The sequence below is a fragment of the Methylocystis sp. IM3 genome, from assembly GCF_038070105.1.
Lineage (GTDB): Bacteria > Pseudomonadota > Alphaproteobacteria > Rhizobiales > Beijerinckiaceae > Methylocystis.
On the sequence record NZ_JBBPBZ010000005.1, the window covers coordinates 216749 to 235751 of the forward strand.

Consider the following 19003-nt stretch of genomic DNA (forward strand, 5'->3'; position numbering starts at 1 on the left):
GGCCGAGCCGAAATTCCGAAAACATCAAGGAGCCATCACATGAGTCTTTCGCCCACACTAAGCGTTGCGGAGATCAAGACCCGCAATAAAGAACTCATCGAGGAAGTTCTCAAGGTTTATCCCGAGAAGACCGCCAAGCGCCGCGCCAAGCACCTCAACGTGCATCAGGAGGGTAAGCCGGATTGCGGCGTGAAGTCGAACATCAAGTCCATCCCCGGCGTGATGACCATTCGCGGCTGCGCTTACGCCGGCTCCAAGGGCGTCGTTTGGGGTCCGATCAAGGATATGATCCACATCAGCCACGGCCCGGTCGGCTGCGGCCAATATTCCTGGGCGGCGCGCCGCAACTATTACATCGGCACGACTGGCATCGACACCTTCGTCACGATGCAGTTCACCTCCGACTTCCAGGAAAAGGACATCGTCTTCGGCGGCGACAAGAAGCTCGCGAAGATCATGGATGAGATCCAGGAACTGTTCCCCCTGAACAATGGCATCACTGTTCAGTCGGAATGCCCGATCGGCCTGATCGGCGACGATATCGAAGCGGTGTCGAAGGCCAAGTCGAAAGAATATGAGGGCAAGACCATCGTCCCGGTGCGTTGTGAGGGCTTCCGCGGCGTCTCTCAATCGCTCGGCCATCACATCGCCAACGACGCGATCCGCGACTGGGTGTTCGACAAGATCACGCCCGACTCCACGCCGCGTTTCGAGCCGACGCCCTATGACGTCGCCATCATCGGCGACTACAACATCGGCGGCGACGCCTGGTCGTCGCGCATCCTGCTCGAAGAGATGGGCCTGCGCGTGATCGCGCAATGGTCGGGCGACGGCAGCCTCGCCGAACTCGAAGCGACGCCGAAGGCGAAGCTGAACGTGCTGCATTGCTACCGTTCGATGAATTATATTTCGCGCCACATGGAAGAAAAGTATGGCATTCCGTGGTGTGAATATAACTTCTTCGGCCCGAGCAAGATCGCCGAGTCGCTGCGCAAGATCGCCAGCTATTTCGACGACAAGATCAAAGAAGGCGCCGAGCGGGTCATCGAGAAATATCAGCCTTTAATGGACGCGGTGATCGCCAAATACCGTCCGCGTCTCGAAGGCAAGACGGTGATGCTGTTCGTCGGCGGGCTGCGCCCGCGCCACGTGATCGGCGCTTACGAAGACCTCGGCATGGAAGTCGTCGGCACGGGCTACGAATTTGGCCATAACGACGACTATCAGCGCACCGCCCAGCATTATGTGAAGGATGGCACGCTAATCTACGACGACGTGACCGGTTACGAATTCGAGAAATTCGTCGAGAAGATCCAGCCCGATCTCGTCGGCTCCGGCATCAAAGAAAAATACGTCTTCCAAAAGATGGGCGTGCCTTTCCGCCAGATGCACAGCTGGGATTATTCGGGTCCCTATCATGGCTATGACGGCTTCGCGATCTTCGCGCGCGACATGGACATGGCGATCAATTCGCCGGTCTGGAAAAAGACCAAGGCGCCTTGGAAGACCGAGGCCCAGCCGCTGCTGCAAGCCGCGGAATAAAACTTAGGCCCGGCGCGTCGCTGACGCCGCGCCGGCTCTCCCCCTAACGCATGACGCGAAGGTTCAGCCATGCCACAGAGCGCAGAACACGTCCTAGACCATTTCGACCTCTTCAGAGGTCCCGAGTACCAGCAGATGCTGGCGAACAAGAAGAAGATGTTTGAAAACCCGCGCGATCCTGCTGAGGTGGAACGCATCCGGGAATGGGCCAAGACCCCCGAATATCGCGAGAAGAACTTCGCCCGCGAGGCGTTGACGGTCAACCCGGCCAAGGCCTGCCAGCCGCTCGGCGCGGTCTTCGCCGCCGTCGGTTTTGAGCAAACGATTCCTTTCGTGCACGGGTCGCAGGGCTGCGTCGCTTATTACCGCAGCCATCTGTCGAGACACTTCAAGGAGCCTAGCTCCTGCGTGTCCTCGTCGATGACGGAAGACGCGGCGGTGTTCGGCGGCCTCAACAACATGATCGACGGCCTGGCCAACACCTATAACATGTACAAGCCAAAGATGATCGCCGTCTCGACCACCTGCATGGCGGAAGTCATCGGCGACGATCTGAACGCCTTCATCAAGACCTCTAAAGAGAAAGGGTCGGTTCCGGCGGAATACGACGTTCCGTTCGCCCACACCCCTGCCTTTGTTGGCAGCCATGTCACCGGTTACGACAATGCCTTGAAGGGCATCATCGAGCATTTCTGGGACGGCAAGGCCGGCACTGCGCCCAAGCTCGAGCGCGTAGCCAATGACAAGGTCAACTTCATCGGCGGGTTCGATGGCTACACAGTCGGCAATATGCGTGAAGTTAAGCGCATTTTCGGGCTGATGGGCGTCGACTACACGATCCTGGCCGACAATAGCGAAGTCTTCGACACGCCGACCGACGGCGAGTTCCGCATGTATGACGGCGGCACGACGCTGGAAGAGGCCGCAAATGCGATCAACGCCAAGGCGACGATCTCGATGCAGGAATATTGCACCGAGAAGACGCTGCCGCTGATCGCCGCGCACGGCCAGGAAGTTGTCGCCTTCAATCATCCAGTTGGCGTCTCCGCGACGGACAACTTCCTTATGGCGTTGTCGCGCATCACCGGTAAACCTATTCCTGAGGAGTTGGCGCGCGAGCGTGGTCGACTCGTTGATGCGATGGCCGATTCGGCTGCGCATATCCACGGCAAGAAATTCGCGATCTACGGCGATCCGGATCTCTGCCTGGGTCTCGCCGGCTTCCTGCTGGAGCTTGGCGCCGAACCGACGCATATTCTCGCGACGAACGGCGGCAAGGCGTGGGCGGAGAAGGTGCAGGCGCTGCTCGACTCCTCGCCCTTCGGCAAAAATTGTCACGTCTATCCGGGCAAGGATCTCTGGCACATGCGGTCGCTGCTGTTCACCGAGCCGGTGGATTTCCTGATTGGTAACACCTACGGGAAATATCTTGAACGCGACACCGGCACGCCGCTCATCCGGATCGGCTTCCCGATCTTCGATCGCCACCACCACCACCGCTATCCAGTGTGGGGCTATCAGGGCGGGTTGAACGTTCTTGTGTGGATCCTCGATCGGATTTTTGAATCGATCGATGCGACCACCAACGTGCCGGCGAAGAGCGATTACAGCTTCGACATCATCCGCTAAGGCGATTCCGCTCCCGCGCTTTTTGCGGGAGCGGTCCACATCTTGCTTGCAATGAAAAGTCAGCGCGAGGGGGAAGAGGCATGAGTTCGCTTTCAGCCACGATCCAGGACGTCTTCAACGAGCCGGGCTGCGGCAAAAATGCGAACAAATCCGAGGCCGAACGCAAGAAGGGCTGCACCAAGCAATTGCAGCCGGGCGGCGCGGCCGGCGGTTGCGCCTTTGACGGCGCCAAGATCGCGCTGCAGCCTTTGACCGATGTCGCGCATCTCGTGCATGGACCCATCGCCTGCGAGGGCAATTCCTGGGACAATCGCGGCGCGAAGTCCTCGGGCTCCAATTTGTGGCGCACCGGCTTCACCACCGACATCAACGAAACGGATGTAGTCTTCGGCGGCGAGAAGCGACTATTCAAGTCCATCCGCGAGATCATCGAGAAATACGATCCGCCGGCGGTCTTCGTCTATCAGACCTGCGTGCCCGCGATGATCGGCGACGACATTGACGCCGTCTGCAAAGCCGCGCGAGAAAAATTTAACAAGCCGGTGATTCCGATCAACTCGCCGGGCTTTGTCGGTCCGAAGAATCTTGGCAATAAGCTGGCTGGCGAGGCGCTGCTGCAGCATGTGATCGGCACCGAAGAGCCGGAATATACGACGCCTTATGACCTCAACATCATCGGGGAATATAATCTCTCCGGCGAGTTGTGGCAGGTGAAGCCGCTGCTCGACGAGCTCGGCATTCGCATCATGGCCTGCATCTCTGGCGACGGCAAATATAGGGAAGTCGCCTCCTCGCATCGGGCCAAGGCCGCGATGATGGTCTGCTCCAAGGCGATGATCAATGTCGCCCGGAAGATGGAGGAACGCTATGGCATCCCCTTCTTTGAGGGCTCCTTCTACGGCATAGAGGACAGTAGCGACTCGCTGCGCGAGATTGCGCGCATGCTGATTGAACGTGGCGCCCCGGAAGAATTGATGGACAGAACGGAGGCGTTGATCGCGCGGGAGGAAGCCAAGGCCTGGGCGGCGATCGCCAAATACAAGCCGCGCTTCAAGGGCAAGAAGGTGTTGCTGATCACGGGCGGCGTCAAATCCTGGTCGGTCGTCGCCGCCTTGCAGGAGGCGGGACTCGAGCTCGTCGGCACTTCGGTGAAGAAATCCACCAAAGAGGACAAGGAGCGCATCAAGGAATTGATGGGCCAGGACGCCCATATGATCGAGGACATGACCCCGCGTGAAATGTATAAGATGCTGAAGGACGCGCGCGCCGACATCATGCTCTCGGGCGGCCGCTCGCAATTCATCGCGCTGAAGGCCTCGATGCCCTGGCTCGACATCAACCAGGAGCGGCATCACGCCTATATGGGTTACGTCGGCATGGTGAAGCTCGTTGAAGAGATCGACAAGGCGCTTTACAATCCGGTCTGGGCGCAGATCCGCAAGCCGGCGCCTTGGGAAAAATCTGGCGACAATTGGCAAACTCGCGCGATGGCGCAGGCGGAAGCCGAGGCGGCGGCGCTCGCCGCCGATCCGGTGAAGGCCGAACAGGTTCGCCGCGCGAAAAAGATCTGCAATTGCAAGAGCGTCGAACTCGGCGTGATCGAGGATGCGATCACCGCGAACAACCTCACGACGGTCGAGGGCGTGCGCGAAGCGACCAACGCCTCGGGCGGCTGCGGCGCCTGCGCCGTGCGAATCGAGGAAGTCCTTGCGGAATTGGCTTCGGCGTCTCACGCGATCGCGGCGGAGTAGGACAATGGCGACCGTCACCGTCAGTAAGAAGGCCTGCTCGGTCAATCCGCTGAAGATGAGCCAGCCGATCGGCGGCGCGCTCGCCTTCATGGGGCTACGCGGGGCCATGCCGCTGCTGCATGGCTCGCAGGGGTGCACGTCTTTCGGCCTGGTGCTGTTCACTCGGCACTTCAAAGAAGCTATTCCCATGCAGACAACGGCGATGAGTGAAGTCGCGACGGTGCTCGGCGGCTATGAAAACGTCGAGCAGGCGGTGCTCAACATATATAACCGCGCTAAGCCGGAGATCATTGGCATTTGCTCGACGGGGGTCACCGAAACCAAGGGCGACGACGTGGAGGGCTACATCAAGCTCATCCGCGAGAAGCACGCGGCGGTGGCGAATCTACCGATCGTCTATGTGTCGACGCCTGACTTTAAGGACGCCTTTCAGGACGGCTGGGAAAAGACCGTGACGCGCATCGTCGAAACGATGGTCGACGCGCCAAAAAGCCCCGCGCGACGGGATCCCACCAAAGTAAACGTGCTGCCCGGTTGCCATCTGACGCCTGGCGATTTGGACGAGTTGCGGACGATCATTGAGGATTTTGGCTTGGAGCCGACGTTTCTGCCGGATCTCGCCGGATCGCTCGACGGCCACATCCCAGAGGATTTCACGCCGACGACGATTGGGGGAGTCGGCGTCGAAGAAATTTCGATTATGGGTCAGGCCGGCTGGACGATCGCGATCGGGGCGCAAATGCGACGCGCCGCGGAGGCCATGCAACAAAAGACCGGCGCGCCGTTTATGCTGTTCGAGAGGCTGTGCGGGCTCGAAGCCAATGATGCGCTGATGGCGTTCCTGACTGAAATCAGCGGCCGCCCCGCCCCAATGAAATATCGCCGCCAGCGGGGCCAGCTCGTCGACGCGATGCTGGATGGTCATTTCCACATCGGCGGGCGCAAGCTCGCGGTCGGCGCCGAACCGGACCTGCTCAATGAGGTCGGCGGCCTGCTGGCCGAAATGGGCGCGCAGCTCTTGGTCGCCGTAACGACCACGCAATCGCCGGTGCTCGAACGACTGCCGACCGAAGAGGTGCTGATCGGAGATCTTGAAGATCTCGAGAATCTGGCTAAGGCCAAGGATTGCGATCTGATGGTCACCCATTCGCACGGAAGGCAAGCGGCCTCTCGCTTGAAGATACCCTTCTTTCGCATGGGCATTCCAATGTTCGACCGCCTCGGCGGCGGGCATCAACTGATGGTCGGCTATCGCGGCGCTCGCGATCTGATCTTCAACATCAGCAATCTGTTGATGGCCGATCACGAAGAAAACCACGAACCCACACCCGAGACTTGGCTTGAGGGCTTCAGCTCGTGCCACGCAACAGCCGCGCATTAGGGACAAAACGGAGGCGCCATGAAAGTCGCATTCGCAACTCAGGATTTGAAACGCGTCGACGCGCATTTCGGCTGGGCCAAGAACATCGCGATCTATGAGATTGACCCCGAGGGTCACCAATTCGTCGAGGCGATCCAATTCGACGGCGATCTCAAGGAAGATGGAAATGAAGACAAGCTCGCGCCGAAGATCGACGCGATCAAGGATTGCGCCATTCTTTACGTCGCCGCGATCGGCGGGTCGGGTGCGGCGCGCGTCGTCGCCAGCAACATCCATCCAATGAAGGTCAATCAGCCGGAAGCGATCTCGGATCTTCTTGACAAGCTCCAGGAAGTGCTGAGAGGCGTGCCGCCGCCGTGGCTGCGCAAAGCCCTGACCAAGGGGAAAGAGCGCGTGCTCGATTTTGAAGAGTGAGGAATATACATGTCTGAACCTGCCAACGTGCTGGAGAAAGCTTCGGTCGCCGAGCTGCCGTTCATGAAGGAGCTCATCAAAATCTGGCGCGCTCAAGACACGCATGGGACATGGGAGACGAAGTCAGACCTCGATCTCTTGGCGCCCTATGTCCTCGACAAAGAGGCGCGCCGCGCGCTGCCGATCATTGGCGATCCCGACCCCGAGACGATCTGGCGCATGGATCTCTTCTTCAATGCCGTCGCGCTCTCCATCGAACGCGCCACCGGGGTCATGATCTCGCCCATGCTGAAGATGAGCCATGAGGGTTTCGGCCGCATGGTGCTGATCGGCGGACGCTTGATTGTCGTCAACAAGCAGCTGCGCGACGTGCATCGATTCGGCTTCGACAGTTTCGAGAAGCTCGCAGCGGAAGGCGACAAATATGTTCAGTCCGGCGTCGCGATGATCGCGAAATTCCCCGACGTTGCGAAATACTGAGGCGAGCAATGAGCGAGATCGACGATCTGAAGGCGGAAATCAAGAAGCTCTCGGCCAAGGCCATGCAAGCTAAAATGGATTTGCACGATCTTTCGGAAGAGTTGCCGATCAATTGGACCAGCATCCCTGCGGTTGCGCAAAGGGCGCATGAGGCTTTTGCGGAGCTAGAGAACAAGCGTGCGACGCTGAAATCCCTCGAAGCCGTTTAACTCAAAAGGAAAGTCTGCGGCCATGTCTCAAGCGACGCGCGACGGGCGCGACTGGCGTCCCGAATACCTTGTTGCAATCGATCCCCAGAAATGTATCGGATGCGGACGCTGCTTCAAGGTGTGCGGTCGCGACGTCATGACGTTGAAGGGCCTGAACGAGGATGGCGAGCTCGTTGCTCTCGATGACGACGAGGACGATGAAGTCGAAAAGAAGATCATGGTCATGAATGATATCGGCGCCTGCATCGGCTGCGGGGCGTGCGCACGCGTCTGCCCAACCAATTGCCAGACGCACGACGCGACAGTGGAACTGGTCTGAGTGACGAAGCGGCGCGTGTCGAAGCGCGCCGCAATTTTCCGTCTGACGACCCGGCCGGGCGCATGGAGGCTTATCAGCGCAGGCGGGTGGTGTAGCGGCGGCGCATTGGAACCGACGGCTCAAATACGACGTCCGTTGACCAGAAGCATGCGGCCTATGACAAGGGGACATCCAAGGGTCCGAGCGTTTGTTTCCTAGCGTCCATCATCCTTCCCAAAAAATGTCATTCGATCCCTTGCTCGCGCGCCTTCCACATGGCGGCGATGCGGAAACGCTCGGCGATTGCGATCGGATTAGCCAGCATCATCGCCTCGGCTTCCTTGAGCGCCTTCTTGACGATCTCGGTCTCTTCCGCATTCAGCGCAACGCGGCCGGCGACATGGGTGGCGTCCGGCATGATCGACCAGATTTTTCGCTTCGCGGGGTGCATCTTCACCTCGGTGAGATCGACAGCTTCGAGAACACCGTCGAGATAGAGCGCAAAGCCTTTCACTTCGAGTTTTCGTCCGTCCTCAGTGATCTTCACGAGAGTCGTCATCGTTAGTCTTCCTGTTGCGCGAGCCAGCCGTAGCCGCCCTGATCCCAGAGTTGGGCGAGCAGCTGATCAGCATTCCAATCGGGGAACTGGGTCTTCAGTTCATCGTAGTCCTGGCGAAACCGCGTGGCGTCGTCGTCACGCAGTTCTGCGATCATGCCCTCGGCTTTGTTGTGGAGGGTGAAGCGCGTGCGATCCGGCGTAGTGGACAGAGTATATTCTTCCCCCGTTTCGAGCTGATGGTCGCTGAGATCGCACACGCGCTACATTCCTTCTTTTACGCCGCCGCCGCTGCCGCTTCTTCGGCGCGTTCCCATTCCGCCCATGATCCGTCGTAGACCGCGATATCGGCTCGACCCAGGAGATAAAGCGCGAGCGCATCCATGCAAGACGTCACGCCCGAAGCGCAGGTGGTCACGATCGGCTTGGCGAGGTCGACGCCAGCGGCTTCGAAACGCGCGCGCAACGCCGCGGCGTCGAGGAACACGCCGGTCTGTGGATCGACCAAATCAGCCCAGGGCACGTTCACAGCGCCCTTGATATGGCCCAGTTTCTTGAACGGGAAGACGTCGGCTTGCGAGCCGTCGAATTTGCCCGGCCCGCGCGCATCGACGATCTGCTCGCCGCCCTTCGTAACATTGCTTTTCATTTCGTCGAAGCCGCGGACAAGTTCTGGCCTGAACTTCGGCGTGAAGGTCTTGGGTTGCGGACGCACCGGCGACATTTCGGTCGGGCGCTTGGCGGCGACCCATTGGTTGAAGCCGCCGTCGAGCATTGCGACGTTGTCATGGCCGAAGACGCGGAACATCCACCATACGCGCGCCGCCGCCGAAGCGCCGAAGAGCCGGTCGCAGACGATCACGCGATCGCCGTCTCCGACACCGAGCAGCCCGACTTTTTTAGCAAAGTCTGCTTCATTTGGCAGCATGTGGGGCAGATCGGAGTTCGGATCCGCTATGTGGTCGACGTCAAAATGCACGGAGCCCGGCAAATGACGGCCGCGATATTGATTGCGGCCGTCGAGATTGGTGCTGGGATGGTGCCAGGTGCAATCGAGAATGCGAATCTCGCCGTCGCTTAGATGCTCAGCGAGCCATGCCGCGCTGACGAGCGCCCCAGTCAGGGTTTCAGCCATCGGTCGGACCTCTTTGTCTGCAAGTTCACAAACGTCGCGCGTCGGTTTACGTCACGGGGCGACGGGAAGCGGATAGCCGGAGCGCGGACGCGTGCCGTAATAATCGGGCCGCTCCGGCCAATCGCCGTGCTTGATCGTGAATTTGACCACTTTCACCGGGGCGCCGGGCGAGCAGGAGACTTCGGCAAATTTGATTTCGCGATCGCCGCTGCCGGCGGAAAAATCCGCGACCACCGTGCCGTCCGCCTTGCGCGCGCGCGCGAAGCCGGGCGTGCCGGTCGTACTCGCTGCGACGGGATTGGCGGCGAAGCAGGGAGCCTCGGCCCCCTCGCTGGAAGGACCAAACGCCGGTGAGGCGAAGGTGAAGGTCGCGAGCACGCCGCTGCGGTCGACCGCTATGTCCGCGGTCGCCGGGCGCGCCACGGAATAAACGGTCAACGTGCCGCCGCTCAGCAACTCTTTCAACTCGTCCGGCGAGCAATTGGCGAATTCACTGGCTACATTCATCTTCGACTCCTTAGCTGTGCCACTCCAGCCGGAAGTTCAATTTTCGTGCCATGACGCCGGATTGTTTCGGAAAGATCGCGTAGCGGGAAGAATCTTGCACAGTAATTGCTACCCGCAACGTTGAACAGGGAGCGGACGACGCAACATGTTTGACGTGGCGATCATCGGCGGCGGTCTATGCGGTTTGGCGCTGGCGCGAAAGCTCCACCAGCGCGGTCGAGAGGTGGCGATCTTCGAGGCGCGCGACCGCCTCGGCGGGCGCATTTTGACGATGGCGCGCGGGGGCGGGGGCGGCTTGGACCTCGGTCCGACCTGGTTTTGGCCGAAAACGCAGCCGTTGATCATGCAACTCGTCAAAGAACTGGCGCTGCCGGACTTCGCGCAGCATGACGAAGGCGCCGTGCTGCATTTGCGCGAGGCCGAAAAAAGCGCCAAACGCATCGAAGACAAGCGCCTCTATGACGACGCACGGCGTTTGCACGGCGGGATGGCGATCTTGGCGAGGGCTTTGGCCAACGCGTTGCCGGCGGACGCCGTGCGTCTCGGTCACGAGCTGGCGGGCCTGCGCGATTGTGGCGACCATGTGGCGCTCGCTTTCAAGACCGGCGTAGAGCCGATGGAGATTGCGGCTCGCCACGTCGTTCTGGCGCTGCCGCCGCGCTTGTTGCGCGAAACCGTGAGCTTCACGCCGCCTTTGGACGAGGCGATGGATCAAGCCATGCTCGGCGCCGAGACGTGGATGGCGGCGCAGGCGAAGGTGGCGTTGGAATATCGCGAGGCCTTTTGGCGCGAGCAGAGCCTCTCCGGTTCCGCTTTCGTCACTCATGAGCAAGCCGTAATCGGTGAAATCTTCGACGCCTGCGACATGACGGCGGGTCTTCATGCGCTCGGGGGCTTTCTCGCCCTGGACGCCGACTTGCGCGAGGCCTTCGGGGTGGGTCTGCCGATGTTGCTTGAGAGTCAAATCTGCAATGTGTTCGGGCGCAATGTCGAACCCCTGCAGATTGACTATCAAGACTGGGCGAAGGAGCGACTAACCTGCAGTGCGGCGGATCGGACGCAGCACAGCGGCGACGGGTCGGGCGACGTGGCGAATCCCTTGTTGCGTCAAGCGCTGTGGGATAAAAAGCTATATCTTGGCGGCTCCGAGACCGCGGCGCGCAACGCCGGTTATCTGGAAGGCGCTTTGGACGCCGCGCGACGCATCGAACGCGCCTTGGTGGCGCTCGAGGCGAAGAAGACGGCCTCCGGCGACGCCGTTTTCGACAATATGTCGGTGAATGAGGCGAGTCTGGCGCGGTTCTCCGCTTGGGTGGACGCCCGCTCCAACGAGACGTTCGAAAATTATCGGCGGCGGCTCAACCGCGCCCTCGCGTCGCAGCAGCGCGATAATCTCACGCAGGTCGCCGTGCTTGGGGCGATAGAGGAGGTGTTCCAACAGGCGCTACGCCGGTTGGCGACGCTCCCCTTCGAGATGGACGACGTTGCGGTCGAATGCGGCCGCGCCGCGCTGACGCCGCACATCCAAAAACCCTTTGGCGACTTTCTTCAGTCGGTCATGGACGAAGTGGTCGCCTTCAACCAGACGTCCTGCGCCCTTTCCAACTTTCCGGGCGAACATAAATTGTCGCAGGACTACATTCGGGTGATCATGCAGGACATCGCCGCGGCCTGGCGGGAATTTTCGCTCGCGGCGAATGGACTGCTTCTGGCGAAGCGACGCGAAGCGCCGAGGCGGGAGACGAAGGGATGAACGAGCAGGGAACAACGGTCACGCAGGATGATGCGGCGCCGGAAGTCATCGTCTATGCTATTTGCGCGATGAGCGATATTCCCAGCCAAAAGGCGCGGGGCTTCAATCTCGTCCGGCTCGACAACGGCGAAGAGAAACCGTTTCCGATTGTCGTCGTGCGCTGGGGCAAGCAAGTTTTCGGCTATGTGAACAAATGCCCACATGACGGCGTCAACCTGGATTGGGAGCGCAATACCTTCCTCGAACCCAATTACGGCCTGCGCTTGATGTGCGGCAAGCACGGATCCCTGTTCGAACTCGGCACCGGGATGTGCGTCGAGGGCCCGTGCAAAGGGCGTGGGCTGACTCCTGTCGATCTCGCAGTGGTCGATAATGACATCTGCGTCGTCGGCGTGACGCTGGCGGAGGATCTCGACGAAGATGCAGAGGAAGGCGAATGCGCTGGCGAATGACGCGGACGTGATCGGCCTCCTCCCGTGGGAAAGCTGGGCCGAAGTCGCTGCATCGGGTGGGGTCGACCCAGCTTGTCCGAGTCTCCCCACCAGAACCGCGCTGGATTTCGAATGAATCCTCTAGCGCCAGGGATAGAAGCACGAGGCGGTCGGCGCCGGCACGATCGACCGCCCTCGGGCCTCACGGCGCGACCGCCTCAAACCGGGCGGTTTTCGTTGCGATTCTTGACCGGCTCCATGCGGTCGACGCCCTGTTGATAGGCGATGACCTCGTAAGCATCGTTCAAGTTCAGCGCCGCATCGAGCAGCACCTCGAGCTTGCCGCCGGTGTCGAGCTTCTTGATGTCGTTCTTGTCGACCATGGCGAGATCCATCATCTCCTTCCACACCGTCGACTCATCGCAGGGCAATATGTTGTAAGTGATATCGCCGAGCTTGACACGGAATTTCGAGAGGAGGTCGATATTGTTGCAGAACATGAAGTAAGCGCCTGTCGGCGAGAGGAGGTCGCCGATCACTTCATGCGCCGTTTCAAGATAGGCGAAATTATGCAAATAGCCGGCAAGGATTGGGATCGTCGCTTCACCTTCCTTCGCGAAGGTCAGAACCTGTTCGATGGAAAAATCCGGCGGCCGCTTCTCGTCGGCCACCTGCGCCTGAAATTTGAGCGCGATGTCGCCCCGAAATCCGAAACGCCCCGGCTGGCCGGTTGGCCCTTTAAGCACTGCGTTGAGCAGGCGGCCCTCCCGATCCAGCCGAGCAAGGGCAGTCTTCTCAATTTGAGTCATCGACAGTTCTCCGCTTTGCAATCCGTTCGCCGCATCTATGCGGGGGATTTTCGTCACCCCACGCCTTATGCAAAAACGTCGCCGGAGCGTCGAAGCGTCGACCGAGCGAACGGCTGCGATGGAAGTTAGACAGGGCGCGGATGGCGAATGTACGAAACAAGACAAAACTGGTCGAAATTCCGAGATTCCCCGGCTGATCAAAGCGCAATTGTCGCGGCACATGAATTGCTTCGAGAGGCGCAGGCCGCATTTCGACACTGGAAGAGGGACATGATCAACCTTACAGACAGCGCCCTAAACGCAGTGCAGGCCGCCATTTCCGGCGCCGCCGATCCCGTCGACGGGCTGAGGATCATGGTGGAGGCCGGCGGTTGCGCCGGATATCAGTACAAAATGGGGCTTGTCCGCGAAGCCAATCCCGACGACACGGTGATTGAGCGCGGCGGGATCAAGGTGTTCATCGACAACACCAGCCATGAGCTTTTGACCGGCACGACCATCGACTATGTCGTTGCGGTGCAGGGCTCCGGTTTCACCTTCGACAATCCGAACGCTCAATCGAGCTGCTCCTGTGGCAAATCCTTCGGATGATTTGAAATCGACTCCACCATTCATGAAAGCGCGTCCGCGGGACAGCGCAGCGGAAGGACTAAGCGATGTCGCAAGACGCCCAGACGATCGAAACAGTCGGTCAGCCCGAAGCGGCTGCGTCGCCAGAGCGCGAGCAGATTATTCGCGCCGTGATCGACGAAATCCGTCCCAATCTGCGCCGCGATGGCGGCGATTGCGAGCTGATCGAGATCTGCGGCAACAAAATCATGGTGCGGTTGACCGGCGCCTGCGTGCTCTGCAAGCTGAGCAGCGCGACGCTCGAAGGCATACAGGCTAAGCTGGTCGAAAAGCTTGGCGAATTCGTGCGGTTGGTGCCAGTGCCGGGCGCTGCGGCGCGTCATTGAGCGAGTCTGTCGATGCGGCGCGTCTATCTCGATAATAACGCCACGACGCGCACCGACCCAGAGGTCCTGGCGAAGATGCTGCCGTTTTTCTGCGAGGAATTCGGCAACGCTTCCTCCTCGCACAGTTTCGGCGTCGAGGTCTCAACCGCGGTGCGTGACGCGCGGCGCAGCGTGCAGTTGCTGCTCGGCGCGGCCCATGATCACGAGATCATGTTCACCTCGGGCGGCACGGAATCCGACAATGCGGCGATCATGGCCGGCCTCGCCGCGCGCGAGGGTCGCGACGAGATCGTGACCACCGTCGTCGAACACCCGGCGATCCTGTCGCTCATTGAACATTTGCAGAAGACCCGCGGCGTCACAGTGCATTTCATTGGCGTCGACGCGCGCGGGCGCATCGACCTCGACGCTTTTCGCGCTGCGTTGGGGCCGACGACCGCGATCGTCTCGGCAATGTGGGCCAACAACGAGACCGGCACGCTGTTTCCGGTCGAAGAATTGGCGCGCCTCGCACATGAGGCAGGGGCTTTGTTTCACACCGACGCCGTGCAGGCGGTCGGCAAGATTCCGATCGATCTGAAGGCCACGCAGATCGATTTCCTCTCGCTCTCCGGGCATAAGCTCCATGGGCCGAAGGGGATCGGCGCGCTCTACATGCGCAAAGGAACGAAATTCGCGCCCTTCGTTCGCGGCGGCCACCAGGAACGGGCGCGCCGCGGCGGGACTGAGAATACGCCTGGGATCGTCGGACTCGGCGCGGCGGCCGAATTGGCGCGATTGCGCCTGCTGGAAGACGCCGCCCATATCGCCGCCTTGCGTGATCGGCTCGAACGCGGCATAAGGCAGCGGATTGGCCATTGTCACGTTTCTGGCGATGTCGACAATCGACTCGCCAACACGTCCAACATCGCCTTTTCCGACATAGAGGGCGAGGCGGTGCTGACCCACTTGGATCGCGCCGGCATCGCCGCCTCTACGGGTTCCGCCTGCACGGCGGGCTCGACCGAACCCTCGCATGTGCTGCGCGCGATGAACTTGCCGGAAAAGGCGCTGCGTGGCGCGGTACGCTTCTCCTTCTCTCGGGAAAACACGATCGAGGAGGTCGACGTTGTGCTGGAGACGCTGCCCGGCATTGTCGGGAAGCTAAGAGAAATCGCACGGGCGTCGCGCCATCCGGGAGCGCCGCTGCTCACCAACTAGCGCGGGGTGCGATGACCGCGCAAAAGGAGTTGACATAATGAAGATCATGATCCGCCGCTCGCCTGAGACCGGCTTGTCGATCTACGTCCCCAAAAAGGACTTGGAGGAGCCGATCGTCGAAAGCGAGCATGAAAGCTTGTGGGGCGGCTGGATCAAGATTGCTAACGGCTGGGTTCTCGATCTACCCGAAATGGCGGCCGGCACCTCGCTGCCGATTACGGTCAATGCGCGCAAGCGCGGCGAAGAGGAGTGAAAGCGATGAACGCGCCATTTGACGGCCATGTCCTCCTCGAAGGCGAGAGCGCCGAGGCGACCCTCGGCAAAATTGCCGCCGAGCTAAAGACAGGGACCATTATTCCCTATATTGGTCCGGGGCTGACTCAGCTGTCGCCAACCCAGGCGCCGATGACGCCCGAGGCGCTCGCCGCGTTTTTCGGGACCAAGGTGGCGTTGCCAAAGCGCGCCAAGGGCAACGCCTGGGCGAGCGCGCAGCACATCGAGAGCATGAAGCATCGCTCGACGGTCTCGGCCTTGATGTCAGAGGCCTTCGCCGACCGCATCGCGCCGACGCCCCTGCACGCCTACCTTGCGTCGCTGCAGCTGCCGATGATCGTCGACAGCTGGTACGACGCCACGATGCGTTCGGCGCTCGAAGGCCGCGGCGACTGGGGCGAGATCCAGGGCATTACGCGCGCCGGCATCGGCGAGGACCGCTGGTTCCGCTTCTACGAAGCGGACGGAACCGAAACCACCAAGGAAAAAGCCGAGGCCTGGCGGACTCTCCTCTACAAGCCGCATGGCAGCATCGCGCCGGCCAAGAATTTTCTGATCTCCGACGCAGATTACGTCGAGGTGTTGACGGAGATTGACATACAGACGCCTTTGCCGGAAGCGGTAAAAAATCGCCGGTCCGAGCGTAGCTTTCTGTTCGTCGGCTGTCGTTTTCACGACCAATTATTGCGCACTTATGCCCGGCAGATCATGAAACGCTCGGCGACGACGCATCACGCAATCGTCGATCCGGGCGTGCTGACGAAAAACGAGCTGAAGTTCCTCACCATTCAGGGGATCATCCCGATCGCCCTGTCCATCGAGCGCGCTTGCGAGATCCTGATTGGTTGAGTGGATACAAAACAGGTTCAGGCCGGGGCGCTGGAGCGGTTAGACCCGCTGAAGCGCCCTAATGATTCATGCACTAAAGATAAATTGTCCGGTTCTGGCGCTACGTCTCCAGCGCGAAAGCGCAATGAAATGACTTCGGAGCGATGTCGCATATTAAACATGCAGTCTCGGCTCCCGCGTCGCTTGTCAGCAAATTAACAGGCGACCTGGCGCTTCGTTTCACTTCTCGACGCCCCGGTGTGGCACGCATGTTGCGTTCTGTCCGGAAGACCGACAATGCGGCTTTCGGGCTCCGTCGCACAGCTTCGACGCCGCCGCCGCAAAGTCGCTGACGAGAGGCAAGCCTCGGTCACGCGTGCGGTCGTCGCAAGTGGGGCCGACACAACGGAAGAAGACAGGGATGAGCAACATCGTTCGCGACAGCGAAGTATGTGAATTGACTACCCCGCCCGTGTTTTCTTTCGGCGAGAAGGTGAAGGCGAAGCGCACAATTCGCAACGACGGGACTTACGCCGGCAAGGAAATCGGCGAAATTCTCGCCAAGAAAGGCGAAGAAGGCTACGTCGTGAGCATTGGCACGTTTCTCCAACAATTCTACATCTATGGCGTCGAATTCGTCGGAAGCGGCAATCGAGTCGGCATGAAGCGCAAGGAGCTCGATCCCGCCAATCCACGCGAAGACGTCGATCTGCCGCCGCCTTGAGGAGTATTTGAACGTGTTTGAACCACGAATGGCGAAATATCAATGGGGACAACGCGTGAAAACGCTCGTCGATCTGCTCAATGACGGGAGCTATCCGGATGCACAACCGGACGCGCTGCTCGTCGCGAACGGTGGATTGGGCGAAATCGTCCAGGTTGGATCGCACACCGACTCCAACACGCCGATTTATCTCGTGGAATTCGGCGACGGCCGCGTCGTCGGTTGTCTCGAGGAAGAGATCGCGCCCTTGTAAGAGGAGCGATGGCGAGCATGCGACCGACGGTCACGACGATGTACGACGGCGCTGCCTCCGCTCAGCCAAACGAATTCGACTACAAGCGCATCCAGCGCGCGCTGGAGCAACGACGACGCTACCGCTACGTGACGCCGCTCTTGCTCAAGACCGCGAACGGCTACCGCATTCAGAGCCCTTGTTGTTCGCGGAACGTCGATCCTGACGGCGGCGTCATCGATATCGCCTTGCTGCTCTTCGACGAACGCAATGGCAAGTGGCGCCTTCTTCGCAAGGACCATACAGTCGGGGTATGGGAGCTCGATCGCGAGTTTCCGCGTCTTACAGAGTTGCTCGACCATCTGACCGAAGACGCCGAGCGGCGCTTCTGGCAGTGAGTTCGATCTCGAACGAGGATAGGCCATGGCGATCAGCGATGTGGAATTGACGGAAATCGAAACACTGCTCGGCTCCGAGAAAACGCCCGTGCTGTCTGAGCTGCGCGCCAAATTTTTGCATCTCTCCTGGACGCGCTGCGACGAATCGGACGTAATCGAAACGCCCTTCCGGAGCTTCATGCATTGCGACCTGCATCTGCTCGACGGCGCCGATCATTGCGTGACCGTCACCGATGACCCGGCGCGCGCCACCGGCGTTATCATCGCCTATCGGAGCGCTTCATGATGAATGCGCCTGTCGAAGTAAACGTCGAACTTGAAGACGAGACGCAGGCGCCTGTAGAAGCCTCCGGCGGCGATCTGATTCCACTCTCCGACCCCGACATCACGCTCGACGACATTGCCGCGGTAGACGCTGTGTTGCGCTCCAGCCGCTTGTCCAGCGGCCCGGTTATGGAAGCTTTCGAAGCCGCCTTCGCCGCCTATCTCAGCCGCAAATATGCGGTGGCTGCGCCAAGCGGCACGATGGCGCTGCTGCTCGCCCTCGCGGCGTACGACATTGGCCCGGGCGACGAAGTGATCGCCTCGCCGCACTCCTTCCGCGAAACCGTGCATGCGATCGCCCTTGCGGGCGCCAAGCCGGTTTTCGCCGATATCGACTATTGGTCTGGCGTGATCGCGATCGGAAAAATCGAGGCGTTGATCACGAATAAGACGCGCGCAATCGTGGGCGGCAACACGAATGGCCATCCGGCGCAATGGACGGTGCTGCGCGAAATCGCCGACAAGCATCGGCTCATCCTGCTTGAAGACTCCACCGAAGCGATTGGCTCCAGATACAAGGGAGCGCTGGTGGGCACTTTCGGGGACGCCTCGGTGTTCGATTTTTCGCAGCCGGGGCCGCTGGTCTGCGGCGAAGGCGGCATGGTGGTCACCGACGACATCGACCTTGCCGTGGCGATGCGGCGCTTCCGCGCGCACAGACCGAGCGAAAGAGCGTCGGTCGTGGTGAGCTCCAGCGCGCCCTATCAGGCGACGATGAGCGACATGAGTGCGGCGCTGGGCTTGGCGCAGCTGGGCAGGCTAGACGAAATCCTCGAGAAGCGTAAGCTCATCGAGCACTATTACTTCAAGCACGTCAAATCCTTCGAAGGCATCAAGGATCCTTTCATCGGGCCCGACGTGGACGAGGTTCACTGGTTCCTCTATGTCGTCCATCTCGGCACGCGCTTCAGCAAATCCAGCCGTGATTCGATCGTCGAGGACTTGCTCGTCGAAAAGGTGGAGGCCGCCGCTTACAGCAATCCCTTGCATACACAGCGGCGCTATTTCGACTACGGCTACCGTCGCGGCAGTTTTCTCGTCGCCGAAAAGGTTTCGGACCGCGCCGTCGCCATGCCTTTTCACGTCCATCTGCAAGAGCGCCAAATCGCCTTTATCGTGCAGACGATGAAGGAAGCGTCGATCAACGTCGGCGCCGGCGCCGCCATTTACTAG

At 60.3% G+C, this 19003-nt stretch carries 25 protein-coding genes; 20 read left to right on the forward strand and 5 right to left on the reverse strand.

Annotated elements, in window-relative coordinates; translation table 11 throughout:
- The first annotated feature begins 39 nt into the window (after window positions 1-39).
- From nifD to fdxB, 8 genes are all read left to right on the forward strand, one after another.
- Complete coding sequence (gene nifD / locus WOC76_RS22870) at window positions 40-1542, forward strand: nitrogenase molybdenum-iron protein alpha chain (protein WP_341103091.1); 1503 nt, start codon at window positions 40-42, stop codon at window positions 1540-1542.
- Between the two features lie 69 nt (window positions 1543-1611).
- Window positions 1612-3171, forward strand: a complete 1560-nt coding sequence (gene nifK, locus WOC76_RS22875) for a nitrogenase molybdenum-iron protein subunit beta (protein ID WP_341103093.1) — start codon at window positions 1612-1614, stop codon at window positions 3169-3171.
- An 80-nt stretch (window positions 3172-3251) separates the two neighbouring features.
- Complete coding sequence (gene nifE, locus WOC76_RS22880; RefSeq protein WP_341103095.1) at window positions 3252-4922, forward strand: nitrogenase iron-molybdenum cofactor biosynthesis protein NifE; 1671 nt, start codon at window positions 3252-3254, stop codon at window positions 4920-4922.
- A gap of 4 nt (window positions 4923-4926) precedes the next feature.
- Window positions 4927-6303: a nitrogenase iron-molybdenum cofactor biosynthesis protein NifN gene (gene nifN / locus WOC76_RS22885; RefSeq protein ID WP_341103096.1), complete on the forward strand. Its 1377-nt coding sequence runs from the start codon at window positions 4927-4929 to the stop codon at window positions 6301-6303.
- 18 nt (window positions 6304-6321) lie between these two features.
- Window positions 6322-6717 (forward strand): nitrogen fixation protein NifX, encoded by a 396-nt coding sequence (gene nifX, locus WOC76_RS22890; RefSeq protein WP_341103098.1) that lies wholly within the window; start codon window positions 6322-6324, stop codon window positions 6715-6717.
- Between the two features lie 9 nt (window positions 6718-6726).
- Entirely contained in the window at window positions 6727-7197 is a 471-nt protein-coding gene (locus WOC76_RS22895; protein ID WP_341103099.1) for a NifX-associated nitrogen fixation protein, read from the forward strand.
- Window positions 7198-7205: 8 nt separating this feature from the next.
- Complete coding sequence (locus WOC76_RS22900) at window positions 7206-7406, forward strand: CCE_0567 family metalloprotein (RefSeq protein ID WP_341103101.1); 201 nt, start codon at window positions 7206-7208, stop codon at window positions 7404-7406.
- A 22-nt stretch (window positions 7407-7428) separates the two neighbouring features.
- On the forward strand, window positions 7429-7725 hold the full coding sequence (gene fdxB / locus WOC76_RS22905; protein ID WP_341103103.1) for a ferredoxin III, nif-specific: 297 nt from the start codon (window positions 7429-7431) through the stop codon (window positions 7723-7725).
- A 223-nt stretch (window positions 7726-7948) separates the two neighbouring features.
- On the opposite strand, the gene WOC76_RS22910 is transcribed toward fdxB, so the two are convergent.
- From WOC76_RS22910 to WOC76_RS22925, 4 genes are read right to left on the reverse strand one after another with little or no spacing between them, the layout of a single operon-like run.
- Entirely contained in the window at window positions 7949-8263 is a 315-nt protein-coding gene (locus tag WOC76_RS22910) for a hypothetical protein (RefSeq protein WP_341103105.1), read from the reverse strand.
- Window positions 8264-8265: 2 nt separating this feature from the next.
- Window positions 8266-8520 (reverse strand): hypothetical protein, encoded by a 255-nt coding sequence (locus WOC76_RS22915; RefSeq protein WP_341103107.1) that lies wholly within the window; start codon window positions 8518-8520, stop codon window positions 8266-8268.
- A gap of 17 nt (window positions 8521-8537) precedes the next feature.
- Window positions 8538-9395 carry a sulfurtransferase gene (locus tag WOC76_RS22920; RefSeq protein WP_341103109.1) on the reverse strand — a complete coding sequence of 286 codons (858 nt, stop codon included), beginning with the start codon at window positions 9393-9395 and terminating at the stop codon, window positions 8538-8540.
- 51 nt (window positions 9396-9446) lie between these two features.
- Complete coding sequence (locus tag WOC76_RS22925) at window positions 9447-9902, reverse strand: hypothetical protein (protein ID WP_341103111.1); 456 nt, start codon at window positions 9900-9902, stop codon at window positions 9447-9449.
- Window positions 9903-10047: 145 nt separating this feature from the next.
- On the opposite strand from WOC76_RS22925, the gene WOC76_RS22930 reads away from it, so the two are divergent.
- Both WOC76_RS22930 and WOC76_RS22935 read left to right on the forward strand, forming a co-directional pair.
- On the forward strand, window positions 10048-11655 hold the full coding sequence (locus WOC76_RS22930; RefSeq protein WP_341103113.1) for a flavin monoamine oxidase family protein: 1608 nt from the start codon (window positions 10048-10050) through the stop codon (window positions 11653-11655).
- On the forward strand, window positions 11652-12107 hold the full coding sequence (locus tag WOC76_RS22935) for a Rieske (2Fe-2S) protein (protein WP_341103115.1): 456 nt from the start codon (window positions 11652-11654) through the stop codon (window positions 12105-12107). Before WOC76_RS22930 ends, WOC76_RS22935 begins: the two co-directional genes overlap by 4 nt.
- A 197-nt stretch (window positions 12108-12304) precedes the next feature.
- Here WOC76_RS22935 and WOC76_RS22940 read toward each other — a convergent pair whose 3' ends face one another.
- Complete coding sequence (locus WOC76_RS22940; RefSeq protein ID WP_341103116.1) at window positions 12305-12895, reverse strand: hypothetical protein; 591 nt, start codon at window positions 12893-12895, stop codon at window positions 12305-12307.
- 270 nt (window positions 12896-13165) lie between these two features.
- Between WOC76_RS22940 and WOC76_RS22945 the strand changes: the two genes are divergently transcribed.
- The 10 genes from WOC76_RS22945 to WOC76_RS22990 all read left to right on the forward strand — a co-directional run bounded on the left by WOC76_RS22945 (window position 13166) and on the right by WOC76_RS22990 (window position 19003).
- The gene (locus tag WOC76_RS22945; protein WP_341103118.1) at window positions 13166-13486 is read left to right on the forward strand and encodes an iron-sulfur cluster assembly accessory protein; all 321 of its coding nucleotides are present in this window, start codon (window positions 13166-13168) and stop codon (window positions 13484-13486) included.
- A gap of 65 nt (window positions 13487-13551) precedes the next feature.
- On the forward strand, window positions 13552-13851 hold the full coding sequence (locus WOC76_RS22950; RefSeq protein WP_341103119.1) for a NifU family protein: 300 nt from the start codon (window positions 13552-13554) through the stop codon (window positions 13849-13851).
- 12 nt (window positions 13852-13863) lie between these two features.
- Window positions 13864-15051, forward strand: a complete 1188-nt coding sequence (gene nifS, locus WOC76_RS22955) for a cysteine desulfurase NifS (RefSeq protein ID WP_341103120.1) — start codon at window positions 13864-13866, stop codon at window positions 15049-15051.
- A gap of 37 nt (window positions 15052-15088) precedes the next feature.
- Window positions 15089-15304 carry a putative nitrogen fixation protein NifT gene (gene nifT / locus WOC76_RS22960; protein WP_341103123.1) on the forward strand — a complete coding sequence of 72 codons (216 nt, stop codon included), beginning with the start codon at window positions 15089-15091 and terminating at the stop codon, window positions 15302-15304.
- A 5-nt stretch (window positions 15305-15309) separates the two neighbouring features.
- Window positions 15310-16173 carry an SIR2 family NAD-dependent protein deacylase gene (locus WOC76_RS22965; RefSeq protein ID WP_341103126.1) on the forward strand — a complete coding sequence of 288 codons (864 nt, stop codon included), beginning with the start codon at window positions 15310-15312 and terminating at the stop codon, window positions 16171-16173.
- Between the two features lie 400 nt (window positions 16174-16573).
- A complete protein-coding gene (locus tag WOC76_RS22970; protein ID WP_341103127.1) occupies window positions 16574-16876 on the forward strand; it encodes a nitrogen fixation protein NifZ in 303 nt (100 codons plus the stop codon).
- Between the two features lie 13 nt (window positions 16877-16889).
- The gene (locus tag WOC76_RS22975; RefSeq protein ID WP_341103128.1) at window positions 16890-17129 is read left to right on the forward strand and encodes a nitrogen fixation protein NifZ; all 240 of its coding nucleotides are present in this window, start codon (window positions 16890-16892) and stop codon (window positions 17127-17129) included.
- 17 nt (window positions 17130-17146) lie between these two features.
- Entirely contained in the window at window positions 17147-17506 is a 360-nt protein-coding gene (locus tag WOC76_RS22980; protein ID WP_341103129.1) for a DUF3024 domain-containing protein, read from the forward strand.
- A gap of 25 nt (window positions 17507-17531) precedes the next feature.
- Window positions 17532-17792: a hypothetical protein gene (locus WOC76_RS22985; protein ID WP_341103132.1), complete on the forward strand. Its 261-nt coding sequence runs from the start codon at window positions 17532-17534 to the stop codon at window positions 17790-17792.
- Window positions 17792-19003, forward strand: a complete 1212-nt coding sequence (locus WOC76_RS22990) for a DegT/DnrJ/EryC1/StrS family aminotransferase (protein ID WP_341103595.1) — start codon at window positions 17792-17794, stop codon at window positions 19001-19003. The genes WOC76_RS22985 and WOC76_RS22990 overlap by 1 nt, the downstream gene beginning before the upstream one ends.